Origin of the sequence: Arthrobacter sp. UYCo732, assembly GCF_040547265.1 — a bacterium.
Classification (GTDB): domain Bacteria; phylum Actinomycetota; class Actinomycetes; order Actinomycetales; family Micrococcaceae; genus Arthrobacter.
On record NZ_JBEPPJ010000014.1, the window covers coordinates 32289 to 46818 of the forward strand.

Annotated in this window: 12 protein-coding genes; 7 read left to right on the forward strand and 5 right to left on the reverse strand. The window is 64.9% G+C overall.

Annotated elements, in window-relative coordinates; translation table 11 throughout:
• The first annotated feature begins 8 nt into the window (after positions 1–8).
• The 3 genes from ftsR (at position 9) to ABIB45_RS16065 (ending at position 2062) form a co-directional block, all read left to right on the forward strand.
• Positions 9–725 (forward strand): transcriptional regulator FtsR, encoded by a 717-nt coding sequence (ftsR, locus tag ABIB45_RS16055; RefSeq protein ID WP_354216842.1) that lies wholly within the window; start codon positions 9–11, stop codon positions 723–725.
• Positions 725–1228, forward strand: coding sequence for a bifunctional nuclease family protein (locus ABIB45_RS16060; RefSeq protein WP_354216843.1), 504 nt, complete (start codon positions 725–727; stop codon positions 1226–1228). The genes ftsR and ABIB45_RS16060 overlap by 1 nt, the downstream gene beginning before the upstream one ends.
• A 237-nt stretch (positions 1229–1465) precedes the next feature.
• Entirely contained in the window at positions 1466–2062 is a 597-nt protein-coding gene (locus ABIB45_RS16065) for a MerR family transcriptional regulator (protein WP_354216844.1), read from the forward strand.
• A 109-nt stretch (positions 2063–2171) separates the two neighbouring features.
• Here ABIB45_RS16065 and ABIB45_RS16070 read toward each other — a convergent pair whose 3' ends face one another.
• A complete protein-coding gene (locus ABIB45_RS16070) occupies positions 2172–2993 on the reverse strand; it encodes a ParA family protein (RefSeq protein WP_354216845.1) in 822 nt (273 codons plus the stop codon).
• Positions 2994–3296: 303 nt separating this feature from the next.
• On the opposite strand from ABIB45_RS16070, the gene ABIB45_RS16075 reads away from it, so the two are divergent.
• Entirely contained in the window at positions 3297–6695 is a 3399-nt protein-coding gene (locus ABIB45_RS16075; RefSeq protein WP_354216846.1) for a pyruvate carboxylase, read from the forward strand.
• A gap of 100 nt (positions 6696–6795) precedes the next feature.
• Here ABIB45_RS16075 and ABIB45_RS16080 read toward each other — a convergent pair whose 3' ends face one another.
• On the reverse strand, positions 6796–8604 hold the full coding sequence (locus ABIB45_RS16080) for an AMP-dependent synthetase/ligase (protein ID WP_354216847.1): 1809 nt from the start codon (positions 8602–8604) through the stop codon (positions 6796–6798).
• Between the two features lie 257 nt (positions 8605–8861).
• Here ABIB45_RS16080 and ABIB45_RS16085 point away from each other — a divergent pair, with 257 nt between their 5' ends.
• Complete coding sequence (locus ABIB45_RS16085) at positions 8862–9872, forward strand: ROK family glucokinase (RefSeq protein ID WP_354216901.1); 1011 nt, start codon at positions 8862–8864, stop codon at positions 9870–9872.
• A gap of 50 nt (positions 9873–9922) precedes the next feature.
• Here ABIB45_RS16085 and ABIB45_RS16090 read toward each other — a convergent pair whose 3' ends face one another.
• Genes ABIB45_RS16090 through ABIB45_RS16100 form a run of 3 tightly spaced genes read right to left on the reverse strand, consistent with a single transcriptional unit; the run spans position 9923 to position 12184 of the window.
• On the reverse strand, positions 9923–10579 hold the full coding sequence (locus ABIB45_RS16090; RefSeq protein WP_354216848.1) for a hypothetical protein: 657 nt from the start codon (positions 10577–10579) through the stop codon (positions 9923–9925).
• Positions 10572–11366 (reverse strand): alpha/beta hydrolase, encoded by a 795-nt coding sequence (locus ABIB45_RS16095; RefSeq protein ID WP_354216849.1) that lies wholly within the window; start codon positions 11364–11366, stop codon positions 10572–10574. Before ABIB45_RS16095 ends, ABIB45_RS16090 begins: the two co-directional genes overlap by 8 nt.
• The gene (locus tag ABIB45_RS16100) at positions 11366–12184 is read right to left on the reverse strand and encodes an alpha/beta hydrolase (RefSeq protein WP_354216850.1); all 819 of its coding nucleotides are present in this window, start codon (positions 12182–12184) and stop codon (positions 11366–11368) included. The genes ABIB45_RS16095 and ABIB45_RS16100 overlap by 1 nt, the downstream gene beginning before the upstream one ends.
• Positions 12185–12295: 111 nt before the next feature.
• On the opposite strand from ABIB45_RS16100, the gene ABIB45_RS16105 reads away from it, so the two are divergent.
• Both ABIB45_RS16105 and ABIB45_RS16110 read left to right on the forward strand, forming a co-directional pair.
• Positions 12296–13036: a lysophospholipid acyltransferase family protein gene (locus ABIB45_RS16105; protein WP_354216851.1), complete on the forward strand. Its 741-nt coding sequence runs from the start codon at positions 12296–12298 to the stop codon at positions 13034–13036.
• Between the two features lie 68 nt (positions 13037–13104).
• A complete protein-coding gene (locus tag ABIB45_RS16110) occupies positions 13105–14499 on the forward strand; it encodes a class II 3-deoxy-7-phosphoheptulonate synthase (protein WP_354216852.1) in 1395 nt (464 codons plus the stop codon).
• Positions 14500–14530 lie beyond the last annotated feature (31 nt).

Here is a 14530-nt window from a genome sequence, read left to right on the forward strand (position 1 = left end):
CTGTGGCAATGGCACAACCGGAACGCCGGGGGCCCCAAGTCCTGAACATCGGGGAAGTCCTCGCCCAGCTCAGCGGCGATTTTCCCGGCATGAGTGCGTCGAAAATCAGGTTCCTTGAGGAAAAGGGACTGATCAACCCGCGCCGTACCCCGGCCGGCTACCGGCAGTACGCGGAAAGCGATGTTGAGCGTCTCCGGTTTGTGCTCGCCCTGCAACGGGACCAGTACCTTCCCCTGAAAGTCATCAAGGACTACCTTGATGCCATCGACAGGGGAGAGCGCCCGGAAAACCTCCCGCCTGGCGTCGTGGTTTCGCCGCGGATCGTGTCTGATGAACTGGCTGCGGAGCTCCAAAACCGCGGACGGAATTTCAGTGAGGAACAATTGCGGGCCGAGTCCGGTGCGAGCGTCCCCCTGTTGCAGTCGCTGCTTAGCTTTGGGCTGGTCAGCCACAGCAACGGCAAGTTTGATGAAAACGCGCTCCAGGTGGCCCGGGCCTGCGTGCAATTGGAGGGCCACGGCCTGGAGCCGCGCCACCTGCGTCCGTTCCAGGCCGCCGCCGAACGTGAATTCGGTCTCGTGGAGCGGGCGGTTGCCCCCCTCGCCTCCCGTCGCGATTCCGCCTCTCAGTCTCGGGCTGCCGAAGCCGCCCGTGAAATCAGTGAGCTTTGTTTGATTCTGCACCGCGCCCTGGTGCAGGACCGGATCTCCCGTATGGATATCTGATGATCGAAGTCGAGATCGTGGGCGTTCGCATCGAGTTGCCGTCCAACCAGCCGCTGGTCCTCCTGCGCGAGATCCATGGTGAGCGCCACGTGCCCATTTGGATCGGAACGCCCGAGGCCAGCGCCATCGCCCTGGCCCAGCAAGGGGTGGTGCCGCCGCGGCCCATGACTCATGACCTTCTGGTGGACGTGGTGGAATCCCTGGGCCATTCGGTGGTCAGCGTAAACATCGTGGCGGTCGAGGACAATATCTTCTACGGCCAGCTCCAGTTCGAGAACGGCACCACTGTCAGTTCGCGCGCGTCGGATGCCCTGGCGATTGCGTTGCGGGCCAAGTGCCGCATCTGGTGTGCTGACTCAGTTATGGACGAAGCCGGCGTCCGCATTACAGAACACGATGAAGGTGAGGATGCGGAGCCGGGCCCCACCGTGGACGAGGAGCGGGAACTGCGGCGTTTCCGTGAGTTCCTGGACGACGTGGAGCCCGAGGATTTCGAAGGCTGATGTCACGTTAAGGTTAAAGTTCAGGCTGAACGTTCCGACACGACTCGCTAAGCGTCCTAGATCTTTGACCTGAGGACGCCGCGGGCCTAACGTCGAAGGTATCAAGCTCCCATTGCTTACAGCAACCGCGCAAGTCACACTGTAAAAGTAGGACCCCCGCGAAATTACATGCATGGACTTCATGTGTGCACCGGCTGGTGCAGTGGTCCCCGGGAGCTTATGACAAGGAGGATCCAGGTGAGTCCCAAAGGCGAAGCAGGCGGGCTAAAGCAGCCCACAACGGCTGGTGTGGCCCTGCCCGCGAGCGGTGCCCAGGGCCTCCTGTTTACTGAAGACCTCCCCGTCCTTGACGAAGACGCCGGCTACCGCGGACCCACGGCCTGCAAGGCCGCCGGCATAACGTACCGCCAGTTGGACTACTGGGCGCGCACCGGGCTGGTTGAACCTGCCGTCCGTGGTGCTGCCGGCTCCGGGTCGCAGCGGCTTTATGGTTTCCGCGACATCCTGGTGCTCAAAGTCGTCAAGCGCCTGCTGGACACGGGGGTCTCCCTTCAGCAGATCCGTTCAGCGGTGGAGCACCTGCGCGAACGCGGTGTTGAGGATCTGGCACAGATCACGCTTATGAGCGACGGCGCGAGCGTTTACGAATGCACGTCCGCTGACGAGGTCATCGACCTTGTGCAGGGCGGCCAGGGCGTTTTCGGTATCGCCGTGGGCCGGGTCTGGCGCGAAGTTGAGGGCAGCCTGGCATCCCTGCCGAGCGAACACGCAGCAGTGCAGTCCTTTCCGGACGACGAGCTGAGCAAGCGGCGCGCCGCACGCAAGATCAGCTGAGCGGGTTCCTGCAGACAACGGACAGAAGAGGCCACCCCGCGGGGTGGCCTCTTCTGTTGTCCGCCGGAATCCCGTTAGGCGTCCGGTACTGCCGGAATTGTCCGGGGACCTAACGCTGGGTTCGGTTGCGCAGTCCGCTGCCTGCCGCAAGCAGGTTGGCCAGGAGGGCGTCGAACAGGGCTGCCGAGGATTTGGCCGATTCGCCCGGCCAGTGGTGCACAGGGTAGGCGGCACCCTGGATCTGCTGCCAGTTGGCCTGTTCCGGGATGCGCGGACTTAGCAGCAGGTCGCCAAACATCGATTCCATCTCCGCGAGCCGGTAGGAGTGTTCGGACGAGCCCGTGCGCACACGGTTGGCCACTATGCCCGCGGGGGAGAGGTTCGGTGCAAATTCCTGTTTGAAGAGCTGGATGGCGCGCATGGTCCGTTCGGTGCCGGCCACAGAAAAGAGACCGGGTTCAGCCACCAGCGCCACTTTGTCGCTCGCGGACCATGCCATCCGGGTCAGGCCGTTGAGGGACGGCGGGCAGTCGATGAGTACCAGCTCATAGTTTGTGGCGCCGGACAGGACTCCGGAGAGCCGGCGGAGGTCGCGGCGGCCAAGGTCGGGGCGGTCGTAGATGCCGGTGTAGGCCGAACCAACCGCGACGTCCAGCACGGCCTGGCCGGATCCGTTTAAGTGCCCCCGCGCCGTCCACGAGCTGCCCGCGACATTATCAGCCAGCTTGGTCCGGCGTGGGCTTTTGAGCATCCGGCCGATGTCCAGGTGGTCCCCGGGCTGCACGCCGAGGGCTGTGGTCGCGTCTGCATGGGGATCAAGGTCCACGACGAGTGTGGGGATGCCCGCGGCCAGCGCCGCAGACGCCAATCCTGTGGTGACGGAAGTCTTGCCGACTCCGCCCTTGAGGCTGCTGATGCTGACTACTTGCACTTGTGAGACCAAAACCTAACGCCGGCTGCCGTGTTGGGGGTAATGTTTGCTCCGGTAGTGCCGAAGCCGGGCGGCTCCTGCCGCCTTATTCATCATATGTGGCTATGCCGGCGATTACCGCCTTATGGGAGCGAGGCATGGCATTGCGGCCCGGTAAGTGGGCCGGTTGTGCCAGCCTTTGTCGATGCACGCGGGACATGACAGAGGTTTCTGTGACTGTGGACACAATGATTTGTGTTTGTGGCTACAGGTCTTGGACACTGTGACCACCTACCGATATACCCGCAATGATGCAGGAGAAGTATGTTTTCCAAGATTCTGGTGGCCAACCGCGGCGAAATCGCGATTAGGGCCTTCCGCGCCAGCTACGAACTGGGCGCCAAGACCGTTGCCGTTTTTCCCAACGAAGACCGTAACTCGATCCACCGCCAGAAGGCCGATGAGGCGTATCTGATCGGCGAAGAGGGACACCCCGTCCGCGCATATCTGGACGTTGCCGAGGTTGTGCGGGTAGCCAAGGAATCCGGTGCCGACGCCATCTACCCCGGTTACGGCTTCCTCTCCGAAAACCCGGACCTGGCCCGCGCTGCCCAAGAGGCGGGAATCACCTTCGTTGGCCCGCCGGCTGAGGTGCTGGAGCTTGCCGGCAACAAGGTGGCGGCACTCAAGGCCGCACGTGAGGCCGGCATTCCAGTCCTTAAGTCGAGTGAGCCCACGAAGGACCTGGACGAACTGATCGCTGCGGCTGACGAGATCGGCTTCCCCATCTTCGCGAAGGCTGTGGCTGGCGGTGGCGGACGCGGCCTGCGCCGGGTCGACACGCGTGAGGCCCTTCCGGAGGCCCTGCAGGCGGCCATGCGCGAAGCCGATGCGGCTTTCGGTGACCCCACCATGTTCCTGGAGCAGGCAGTTCTTCGCCCGCGCCACATCGAGGTGCAGATCCTGGCGGACGCCGAGGGCAACGTCATCCACCTGTTCGAGCGGGACTGCTCCATCCAGCGCCGCCACCAGAAGGTCATTGAGATCGCGCCGGCGCCCAACCTGGACGAGGGCATCCGCCAGGCCCTCTATCGTGACGCCGTGAAGTTCGCGAAGGCCCTCAACTACGTCAACGCCGGAACCGTGGAGTTCCTGGTGGATACCGTTGGCGAACGCGCCGGACAGCACGTCTTCATCGAAATGAACCCCCGCATCCAGGTGGAACACACTGTCACCGAGGAAGTGACGGACGTTGACCTGGTGCAGGCCCAGCTGCGGATCGCATCCGGCGAAACCCTGGCGGACCTTGGCCTCTCCCAGGACACTGTCCAGCTCAAGGGCGCTGCACTGCAGTGCCGCATCACCACGGAGGACCCGGCAAACGGGTTCCGTCCCGACGTCGGGAAGATCACCGGCTACCGTTCTGCCGGCGGCGCCGGTGTACGGCTCGACGGCGGCACCGTTTACGCAGGTGCCGAAATCAGCCCGCACTTCGACTCCATGCTGGTCAAGCTCAGCTGCCGTGGCCGAGACTACCCTGCCGCCGTAGCCCGTGCACGCCGCGCCCTGGCGGAATTCCGTATCCGCGGTGTATCCACCAACATTTCCTTCCTGCAGGCCGTTTTGGACGATGCCGACTTCATTGCCGGCAACGTGGCAACGAACTTCATCGACGAGCGTCCGCAGCTCCTGAAGGCCCGGGTCTCCGCTGACCGCGGCACAAAGCTCCTCAACTGGCTGGCCGAAGTGACGGTCAACAAGCCCCACGGCGAGCTCACAGTGCACTCGGATCCGGCCAGAAAGCTGCCAGCCGTAGGCGATCAGGAGCCGGCCGCCGGCTCCCGCCAGCGCCTGCAGGAGCTCGGCCCGGAAAGCTTCGCGAAGGCCCTGCGTGAACAGACTGCCGTTGCCGTCACGGACACCACTTTCCGCGATGCCCACCAGTCGCTGCTGGCCACCCGGGTTCGCACCCGCGACCTCGTAGCGGCTGGCCCGGCAGTCACTGCGCTGCTGCCGGAGCTCTTGTCCGTCGAAGCCTGGGGCGGCGCCACCTACGACGTGGCACTGCGCTTCCTCGGCGAGGACCCGTGGGACCGCCTTGCGGCCTTGCGGAAGGCGCTGCCGAATGTCTGCCTGCAGATGCTGCTGCGCGGCCGGAACACCGTTGGCTACACGCCGTACCCGGAAGAGGTGACCGAGGCTTTCGTCAACGAAGCCGCAGCCACCGGCATCGACATTTTCCGTATCTTCGATGCGCTCAATGACGTAAACCAGATGGCGCCCGCCATCCGTGCAGTCCGGGCCACTGGCACGGCAGTGGCAGAGGTAGCCCTGTGCTACACCGGCGATCTGCTGAACCCGGATGAGAAGCTCTACACGCTGGACTACTACCTGGAACTGGGACAGCGGATTGTGGACGCCGGTGCCCACATCCTGGCCATCAAGGACATGGCCGGCCTCCTGCGTCCGGCTGCGGCCGCGAAGCTGGTTGCCGCCCTGCGCGAACGCTTCGACCTCCCGGTCCACCTCCACACCCACGACACCGCCGGCGGCCAGCTGGCCACCCTGATGGCGGCAGTGGACGCCGGCGTGGACGCCGTCGACGTCGCGTCGGCGTCGCTGGCCGGCACCACCAGCCAGCCGTCTGCCTCCGCCCTCGTGGCCGCACTGGCCCATACCCCGCGGGACACCGGCCTGAGCCTGGATGCCGTCAGCTCCCTGGAGCCGTACTGGGAGGCCGTGCGCCGCGTTTATGCGCCGTTCGAATCGGGCCTGCCCGGCCCCACCGGCCGGGTCTACCAGCATGAGATCCCGGGCGGTCAGCTGTCTAACCTGCGCCAGCAGGCCATGGCGCTGGGACTGGGGGAGCGCTTCGAAGCGATCGAGGACATGTATACGGCGGCGGATCGTATCCTGGGTCGCCTGGTGAAGGTCACGCCGTCCTCGAAGGTGGTGGGCGACCTTGCCCTGCACCTGGTGGGGCTGAACGCAGACCCCGCGGACTTCAACGAGAATCCCCAGAACTACGACATCCCCGACTCCGTCATTGGGTTCCTGTCCGGCGAACTCGGCGACCCGCCCGGGGGCTGGCCGGAACCGTTCCGCACCAAGGCACTCCAGGGCCGCAGCATCAAGGTCCGCGACGTGGAGCTCAGCCCCGAGGACAGCGCCGCGCTCAAGGGCGACTCCAAGACCCGGCAAAGTACTCTGAACCGGCTGCTCTTTGATGGCCCCACCAAGGACTACCTCAAGAGCGTGGAGACCTATGGCAACATCTCCGTCCTCGACACCCGCGATTACCTCTACGGTCTTCAGCGTGGCGCCGAGCACGAGATCCAGCTCGAAAAGGGCGTCCGGCTGATCGCCTCGCTCGAGGCCGTCTCCGAGCCGGACGAAAAGGGCATGCGCACGGTGATGTGTACGCTGAACGGGCAGTCGCGCCCCGTCGTCGTCCGTGACCGTTCCGTGGTGAGTAACGTCAAGGCTGCCGAGAAGGCGGATCCGGCCCAGCCGGGCCACGTCGCCGCGCCGTTCGCCGGCGCTGTCACGGTGACGGCCAAGGCCGGCGATACGGTCAATGCGGGTGACACCGTGGCCACCATCGAAGCGATGAAGATGGAAGCATCCATCACAACGCCGGTGGCAGGCAAAGTCTCGCGCCTCGCCATTTCGGCAGTAGAGCAGGTCCAGGGCGGAGATCTCCTCCTGGTCGTTGAACACTAAGACTTAAAGCAACGCGGGGTCGCTTCCCGCCCATCCGGGTGCTGCATCGGACGGGCGGCAAGTGACCCCGCGTTTGTTGTTTCCGGCCTTGCCGGGACTGCTAGCTGCGCGGAGCGCCGTACATTTCCTCGATGACGGTCTCGAAGTCCTTCATTACCTGGGCACGCTTCACTTTCATGGACGGCGTCAGGTGGCCGGAGGCCTCGGTGAAGTCGGCCGCGACGATTCGGAAGGACTTGATGGCCTCGGCCTGGGACACCGAAGTGTTGGCCTGCGTGATGAGGTCCTGGACGGCTGCCTTGACGACGGGATTCTCCACCGCCTCCGCCAGGGTGGTGGTGTTCGGCAGGCCGTGGCGCTGCAGCCAGCCGGGAAGTGCCTCCTGGTCCAGGGTCACCAGGGCGCCGATGAACGGCCGGTTGTCGCCCACCACGAGGACCTGGGAGACCAGCGCATCGGCACGGATCTGGTCCTCCAACAGGGCCGGAACCACATTCTTGCCGCTGGCCGTGACAATGATTTCCTTCTTGCGGCCTGTGATCCAGAGGAAGCCGCTGTCATCGAGTTTTCCGATGTCGCCGGTGCGGAACCAGCCATCGGCAAACGTGTCGGCCATCAGGTCCTCACGCTGGTAATACCCGTGCATGACGCACACACCCTTGGCGAGGATTTCCCCGTCCTCGGCGATCCGGACCGAGTTTCCTGGCAGGGGTTTGCCCACGGAACCGATCTTGATCAGGGCCGGAGTGTTCACGGAAATAGGGGCGGTGGTCTCCGTCAGGCCATAACCCTCCAGGATCTGCAAGCCGATGCCCTGGAAGAAATGGCCAAGCCGTTCGCCGAGGGGACCGCCGCCGGACACGGCGTGGGCCACGTTCCCGCCCATGGCGGCACGCAACTTGCCGTAGACCAGTTTGTCGAACACAGTGTGCTGGAGTTTCAGTCCCAGGCCCACATGCCCGGCCTGCCGTGCTTTGGAGAATGCGATGGCGGTTTCCGTGGCCTTGTGGAAAATTGCGCCCTTGCCGCCGTCCTCTGCCTTGGTAAGCGCCGAGTTGTAAACTTTCTCGAACACGCGCGGCACGGCGAGGATAAACGTGGGCTGGTAGCTTTGCAGGTCCGCCAGCAGGTTCTTAATGTCTGGCGTGTGCGCCACGGTTGCCCCTGCGGCAACAGCCAGCACGGAGATGAAGCGCGCAAAGACGTGAGCCAACGGCAGGAACATAATGGTTCTGGCCTGCTCATTGACGACGTCGCCGAGTATGGCCAAGGCGTTGTCGGACAGTTCAACGAAGTTGCCGTGGGTCAGCTCGCAGCCCTTGGGCCGTCCAGTGGTGCCGGAGGTATAGATGATGGTGGCAACGTCACTGAGCCCGGCGGACGAGCGGCGCGCTTCAAGGTCGGCATCGCTGACGCCACGCCCGGCCTCGCGGACCGCGTCCAGCCCGGCGCCTTCGAGCTGCCAGACGTGCTGAAGGGCGGTGAGTCCCTCGGAGGTGGCAGCCTGCCGGATGATGTCTTCGTGGTGGGCGGACTCGCCGAAGGCGGCGACGGCACCCGAGTCGCCCAGGTTCCAGGCAACCTGGGACGGCGAGGAGGTCTCATAGATCGGCACCGACACGGCTCCGGCAAACCAGATGGCGAAGTCAACGAGTGCCCATTCGTAACGCGTGCGGGACATGATGCCCACCCTGTCACCGGCACCCACACCGCTTGCGATCAGACCCTTGGCAAGCGCGGAGACGTCGGCCAGGAAGTCCTTGGCGGAGACGTCCTGCCAGGCGCCCGCAGAATTCAGCCGCGAGAACAGTGCCGGGTTGCTGGGCTTGGCGGCCTGCCGCAGCACAAGGTGTGTGATGTTGGTTTCCGGTGGGACCACAACCAGCGGCGGAACACTGAATTCTCGCACTATAGCTCCTTCGATATCCATGGACCCGCACAGGGTATGCCTAAAGACTAATACGCCTGCAACGTGGCCGTGCAGTACTAAACCTACTGGCCAGTAACATATCCGTCAAAGGATGCTCGAACGCACGGCGCCGGGCTCCCGGCACAGTGCCCGGGGCGCGCCTACAATGAGGCACTATGTATGCAACGTCCCCCGCATCGCAGGCCGGTCCGCCCGGCCGTCCCGCGCCTTGGCGGCGGCGGCCCCGGCCTGCGCGGATGCAGCCCTGGCGGGGAGAAAGGTTCCGCGAGCATCTGCGGCTTCGGCGCAAGGGACTGGCGATCGGGATCGACATCGGCGGCACCAAAGTGGCTGCCGGTGTAGTGGACGCTGACGGCAGGATCCTCAGTGAGTCACGGCGGTCCACCCCCGGCAGTGACCCACGGGCAGTGGAGCAGGTCATCGTGGAGCTGGTGGATGAGTTGGGCGCGAGCCACCGGATCCGGTCAGTGGGCATCGGGGCAGCCGGGTGGATGGACCTGGACGGTGGAACAGTGCTGTTCAGTCCGCACCTCGCGTGGCGCAACGAGCCTCTGCGGGCCAACCTTCAGCGACTCCTGCGCCGGCCCGTCCTGCTGTCGAACGACGCCGACGCCGCGGCCTGGGCGGAATGGCGCTTTGGTGCCGGGCAAGGTGAGGACCGGCTGGTGTGCATCACCCTCGGCACCGGCATCGGCGGCGCCATGGTGATGGATGGCCGGGTGGAGCGCGGCCGGTTTGGTGTCGCCGGCGAATTTGGACACCAGATCATCATGCCCGGCGGACACCGCTGTGAGTGCGGCAACCGGGGCTGCTGGGAACAGTACGCCTCCGGCAATGCCCTGGGGAGGGAGGCGAGGATCCTGGCGGCGGCCAATTCGCCGGTGGCCCAGGAACTGCTGGCCACAGTTGGCGGCAGGACGGACCGGATCACCGGGGCGATCGTCACTGATCTGGCCCTGGCCGGCGACGCCGCGTGCCGCGAACTCCTGGAGGAAGTGGGGGAGTGGCTGGGCCTTGGATTGGCGAACCTGGCAGCCTCGCTGGACCCGGGGCTCTTTGTGATCGGCGGCGGACTCTGCTCTGCGGGGGACCTGCTGGTGGAGCCGGCCCGCAAAGCGTTCGCCAGGAACCTGACAGGCCGCGGTTTCCGCCCCGCCGCCGGCATCGAGCTGGCTGCGCTGGGACCCAACGCAGGGCTCATCGGAGCCGCGGATCTATCACGGGTGAGCAGCCGCATGCGCGCCTGACATGGGAACCGGCGGCTGCAGCTGCCCGTTACTGCGGTGAGGGCCGCAGCTCAGACGCGGGCGCCGTCGTCGTTCTCATCCTTTTCCTGGGGCAGCTTCATGATCAGGTAGACCACGGCCAGGATGAACGCTGCCACCATGCCCGATATCGCCAGGAGCGGCGCTGACCGCCAGAACATGACGGACAGGAGCAGCGCCGCGGGGGCGCCGACTGCGCCAAGCCAGGCGAGCATGGTCAGTGGATCTGTTCCCGCCAGGCTTGGTGGTTCTTCGGGAACGAACTCGCCGCCGTCGTCATCCACCTCATAGTCACGCGGGCCGCCAGCCTGGCCGTCCTGACCGTTCTGACCGACGCCGGCATCCTCACTGGGGCGGGATGGCCCGCCGCCGGGCGGGGCCGCGAGCCGTTCGGCCGCGGACAACTCCATGGGGGCAGGGCCAGCCAGGCCCAGGGGATCAAAGTCGCGGAAGGTCGCGGACGGTCGCGGCGTATTTGCGGGGTCGTCCCTGCTTGCGTCCGGGCCTGTGGCATCGGAGCCCGCATGGTCATCGGGGCTCCCTGTAGTCTCGGGGTCGGCAGAGTTGTTGTCCGGCGCGACGCTGCTGCCGTCGGCGGACTTCCCCTCCAGCCGGGCCACCAGGTCCAGCCAGACAGCATCGTCCTGGTTTGCACTCGGATCCGGCGAACCTGAATTGGGCCTAGTCATGGGGGATGCCCTCCTGGACGTGGGCTGCTGCCGTGTCCGCCAGCACCGTCCGGATAAACTCCACGGACCCGCGGAAGATTTCCTCGGCGTCGTTGTCCAGTGTTGCTACGTGGTAGCTGTTCTCTAGGGAGGTCAGGGTCAGCGGGGCGTTGGTCAGGCCACGGCGCAAAGCCACAATGCTGGAGTCTGAGACCACATGGTCCACCGTCGAACGGAACACCCGGACAGGTGCGGTGACCCGGGGGAGCAGCCTGACGGTGTCCTTGAACATCTTGTTTAGCTCGTGGGCGGCTGCCACCGGCGTCCGCGGATACGCGGCTTCGTCCATGCCCGGTTTTAGGATGTCGTTGGCGATCGCGGGGGTGCTCTTCATGACGAATTTCAGGATTCCGGCCAGCGGGGCGCGGGGATCGTCGATGACCAGTCCGGGGTTCACCAGGATTACGCCGCTGACTGGCCTGGTGGCGGCGATCCGCAGTGCCAGTGCCCCTCCCATGCTCAGGCCGGCAGCAAAGACATGATCACACTTGGCGTCGAGTTCCAGGAACGCGCGGTCCAGTTCGGCATGCCACTGCGTCCAGCGTGTCCGTGCCAGCTCCTGCCAACTTGTGCCGTGGCCGGGCAGCAGCGGCATCCGTACGGCGAAGCCGGCGTCCGCGAGCGACTGTCCCCAGGCACGGAGTCCGTGGGGGCTTCCCGTAAACCCGTGGGAGAGGACCACCCCGATCCGGCCAACGTCACCGGACGCTGTGCTGCTGAAAGGACTGTGGTCCGGAAGGCTGGTCATTAAGTCTCCGAGGTGGTGTGCGGGGCGCCCGGGGTGCGGGCCGGGGTTGCCGTGCTGGCTGAATGGTCGAGGAAAAACTGACTGGAACGGGCGAAAATTTCCGGCGCGTCAACGTCCAGGGTTGCGACATGTCCACTGTTGTGAAGGTCCACAACCTCCGTCAGCCGGGGGCCCAGCCTGTGGCGCAGGGTGGAGAGCGAAGTGGGTGGAACGACGGCGTCGGCCCGGGACTTGAAGACCTGCACCGGGGCGTCTATTTTACGCAAGCCGCGAACAGCCGCGCCGAACAGCCGCTTAAGCTCGTGCACCGCTGCCAAGGGCGTGAGCGAGTAGTCGCCGTCTTCGGTTACCGCCGCTGTCGGCTGTTCCTCCTGGATGGGCAGTGTGGTGCGCTGGAAATACTTGAGCACCCCGATGATGCGGACCCGGCGGTCGTAGAAGCTAAGCCCGGGATTTACCACGGAGACACCGGCCACTGGATGCCGTGCGGCCGTCAGCAGCGCGATGGCACCACCCATCGACAAGCCGGCCACAAAACAATGGTCCGTGCGGGCCTCGAGCTCCTGGTAGGCCGCTTCGAAGGTTCCGTACCATTCGCGCCAATTCGAGCGTGCAAGTTGGCGCCAGTCCGTGCCGTGGCCGGGAAGGAGAGGGACGGAGACGGCAAAACCCTGGGCAGCGAGCTCCTCCGCCCATGGCAGGACGCTGAGCGGACTTCCGGTAAACCCGTGGCAGATGGCGATCCCGGTCCTTGCATTGGAACCATGGCCGGGGTAGCTGAAAGCGGCAGGCCGGGGCGGAGTGCTGCTTTCTGTCATGACACCATCGTGTCACTGTTCCGGACAAATCTCACTAGAGTAGGGTTGCATTGAAGTGCTGGCCGGACCCATCGACGGGCCAGCCGGCAGGCTTCCGGAGAGGTTTGACACGTGTTCTATTGGGTCATGAAAAGAGTCTTCCTGGGTCCGGTGCTGCGGCTGCTTTTCCGCCCTTGGGTCAAGGGCCTGGACAACGTTCCGGCAGCGGGCGCTGCCATCATCGCCTCGAACCACCTCTCGTTCTCCGATTCAATCTTTATGCCCCTGATGGTGCCACGGCCGGTTGTTTTCCTTGCCAAATCCGAGTACTTCACGGGGAGCGGTGTCAAAGGCCGGCTGACGGCCATGTTCTTCAGGCTCACCAACCAGCTGCCCATGGATAGGTCCGGCGGCGCCGCGTCGGCGGGTTCGCTGAACGCCGGCATGGATGTCCTCACCAGCGGCGGCCTGCTGGGGATCTACCCGGAGGGCACCCGCAGCCCCGACGCCCGGCTCTACCGGGGCAAAGTGGGCGTGGCCAGGCTGGCCCTCCAGGCCGGGGTCCCGGTGATTCCGGTAGCGATGATCGGAACTGACAAGGTTCAGCCCATCGGCAAACGGATGCCTAATATCCGGCGGATCGGCATGATTTTTGGGGCACCGCTGGATTTCAGCGAGTACGCAGACCAAGCCGAAGACCGGCTGGTTCAGCGCAAAGTCACGGACGAAATCATGTTCGAACTGATGCGGCTTTCCGGCCAGCAATATGTGGACGAATACGCGGCCGTGGTGAAACTACGGCTCGCCGGGGTGGAGACCACCGAACCCATGGAACCTGCGGAGCCCGGCAGCAAGGACCCGGACGCAAGCTGACTGTGACGCCGCTCTCCGAACGCGTGACGGTCAGGTGTCCTGAAGCCAGCGGCGAGCATTAGTCTTAGATGGTGACTGAGCTATCTGCAAAACCTGCCTTTTCGCTGTCCAGCACCGCCCAGAGCGGAGCAGCCAACTATCCTGGCCTTGATGACTGGCGGAATCTTCCCGTCTCCCAGCAGCCCAGCTGGCAGGACAAGGACGTCTTTGACGCCTCGGTCCGGGAACTTTCCGTCCTCCCGCCGCTGGTTTTTGCCGGCGAAGTCGATGTCCTGCGTGAGCGGCTGGCAGCCGCGGCCCAGGGCAAGGCGTTTTTGCTCCAGGGCGGCGACTGCGCTGAGACCTTTGAGGCTGCCACTGCAGACAAGATCAGCGCCCGTGTGAAAACCATCCTGCAGATGGCGGTGGTGCTCACTTACGGTGCCGCGATGCCCGTCATCAAGATGGGCCGAATGGCCGGCCAGTTCGCCAAGCCACGTTCTTCCAATGACGAAACCCGCGATGGCGTGACGCTTCCGGCGTACCGCGGCGACATCGTCAACGGCTACGATTTCACGCCTGAATCCCGCGGCCACGACGCTGCCCGGATGCTCAGGGCCTACCACACGTCGGCGTCCACGCTGAACCTCATCCGGGCCTTCACACAGGGTGGCTTTGCCGACCTTCGTTCGGTGCACCAGTGGAACAAGGGCTTCACCGAAAACCCGGCGCACGCCCGCTATGAGTCCCTGGCCCGCGACATTGACCGTGCCATCAAGTTCATGGCGTCCTGCGGTGCGGACTTCGAGGCACTCAAACGGGTGGAGTTCTTCGCGAGCCACGAAGCGCTGCTGCTGGACTATGAGCGGGCCCTGACCCGCATCGACTCCCGCACTGGTTTCCCCTACGACACCTCCGCGCATTTCCTCTGGATCGGGGAGCGGACGCGCGGACTCGACGACGCCCACGTCGACTTCCTCTCCCGCGTCCGCAATCCGATCGGCGTGAAACTGGGCCCGTCCACTTCCGGCGACGACGCCCTGCGCCTCATCGACAAACTGGACCCGGAGCGCGAACCCGGCCGCCTGACATTCATCACGCGCATGGGTGCGGGAAACATCCGCGAAAAGCTTCCCGCCGTCGTCGAAAAGGTCACCGCTTCCGGCGCCCAGGTCCTCTGGGTCACGGATCCCATGCATGGCAACACCGTCACGTCGCCCAACGGCTACAAGACGCGCAATTTCGACGACGTTATTGACGAAGTGCGCGGGTTCTTCGAAGTGCACCACGCCTTGGGCACCGTTCCTGGTGGCCTGCACGTGGAGATGACCGGCGACGACGTTGCCGAATGCCTCGGCGGTGCCGATCCAGTGGACCAGGACGCGTTCCTGGACAAGTACGAGTCGGTCTGCGACCCCCGCCTGAACCACATGCAGTCACTCGAAATGGCGTTCCTTGTGGCCGGGGCACTTGTCAAGCACTGAACCCCTGATCACGACGGTGGTGTAGCCGGCA

Bases quoted from the DNA above. Each gene is read 5' to 3' on its own strand.
- ftsR (WP_354216842.1), top strand. From the start codon at position 9: ATGGCACAACCGGAACGCCGGGGGCCCCAAGTCCTGAACATCGGGGAA.
- ABIB45_RS16060 (WP_354216843.1), top strand. From the start codon at position 725: ATGATCGAAGTCGAGATCGTGGGCGTTCGCATCGAGTTGCCGTCCAAC.
- ABIB45_RS16075 (WP_354216846.1), top strand. From the start codon at position 3,297: ATGTTTTCCAAGATTCTGGTGGCCAACCGCGGCGAAATCGCGATTAGG.
- ABIB45_RS16085 (WP_354216901.1), top strand. From the start codon at position 8,862: ATGCAGCCCTGGCGGGGAGAAAGGTTCCGCGAGCATCTGCGGCTTCGG.
- ABIB45_RS16090 (WP_354216848.1), bottom strand. From the start codon at position 10,579: ATGACTAGGCCCAATTCAGGTTCGCCGGATCCGAGTGCAAACCAGGAC.
- ABIB45_RS16095 (WP_354216849.1), bottom strand. From the start codon at position 11,366: ATGACCAGCCTTCCGGACCACAGTCCTTTCAGCAGCACAGCGTCCGGT.
- ABIB45_RS16100 (WP_354216850.1), bottom strand. From the start codon at position 12,184: ATGACAGAAAGCAGCACTCCGCCCCGGCCTGCCGCTTTCAGCTACCCC.
- ABIB45_RS16110 (WP_354216852.1), top strand. From the start codon at position 13,105: ATGGTGACTGAGCTATCTGCAAAACCTGCCTTTTCGCTGTCCAGCACC.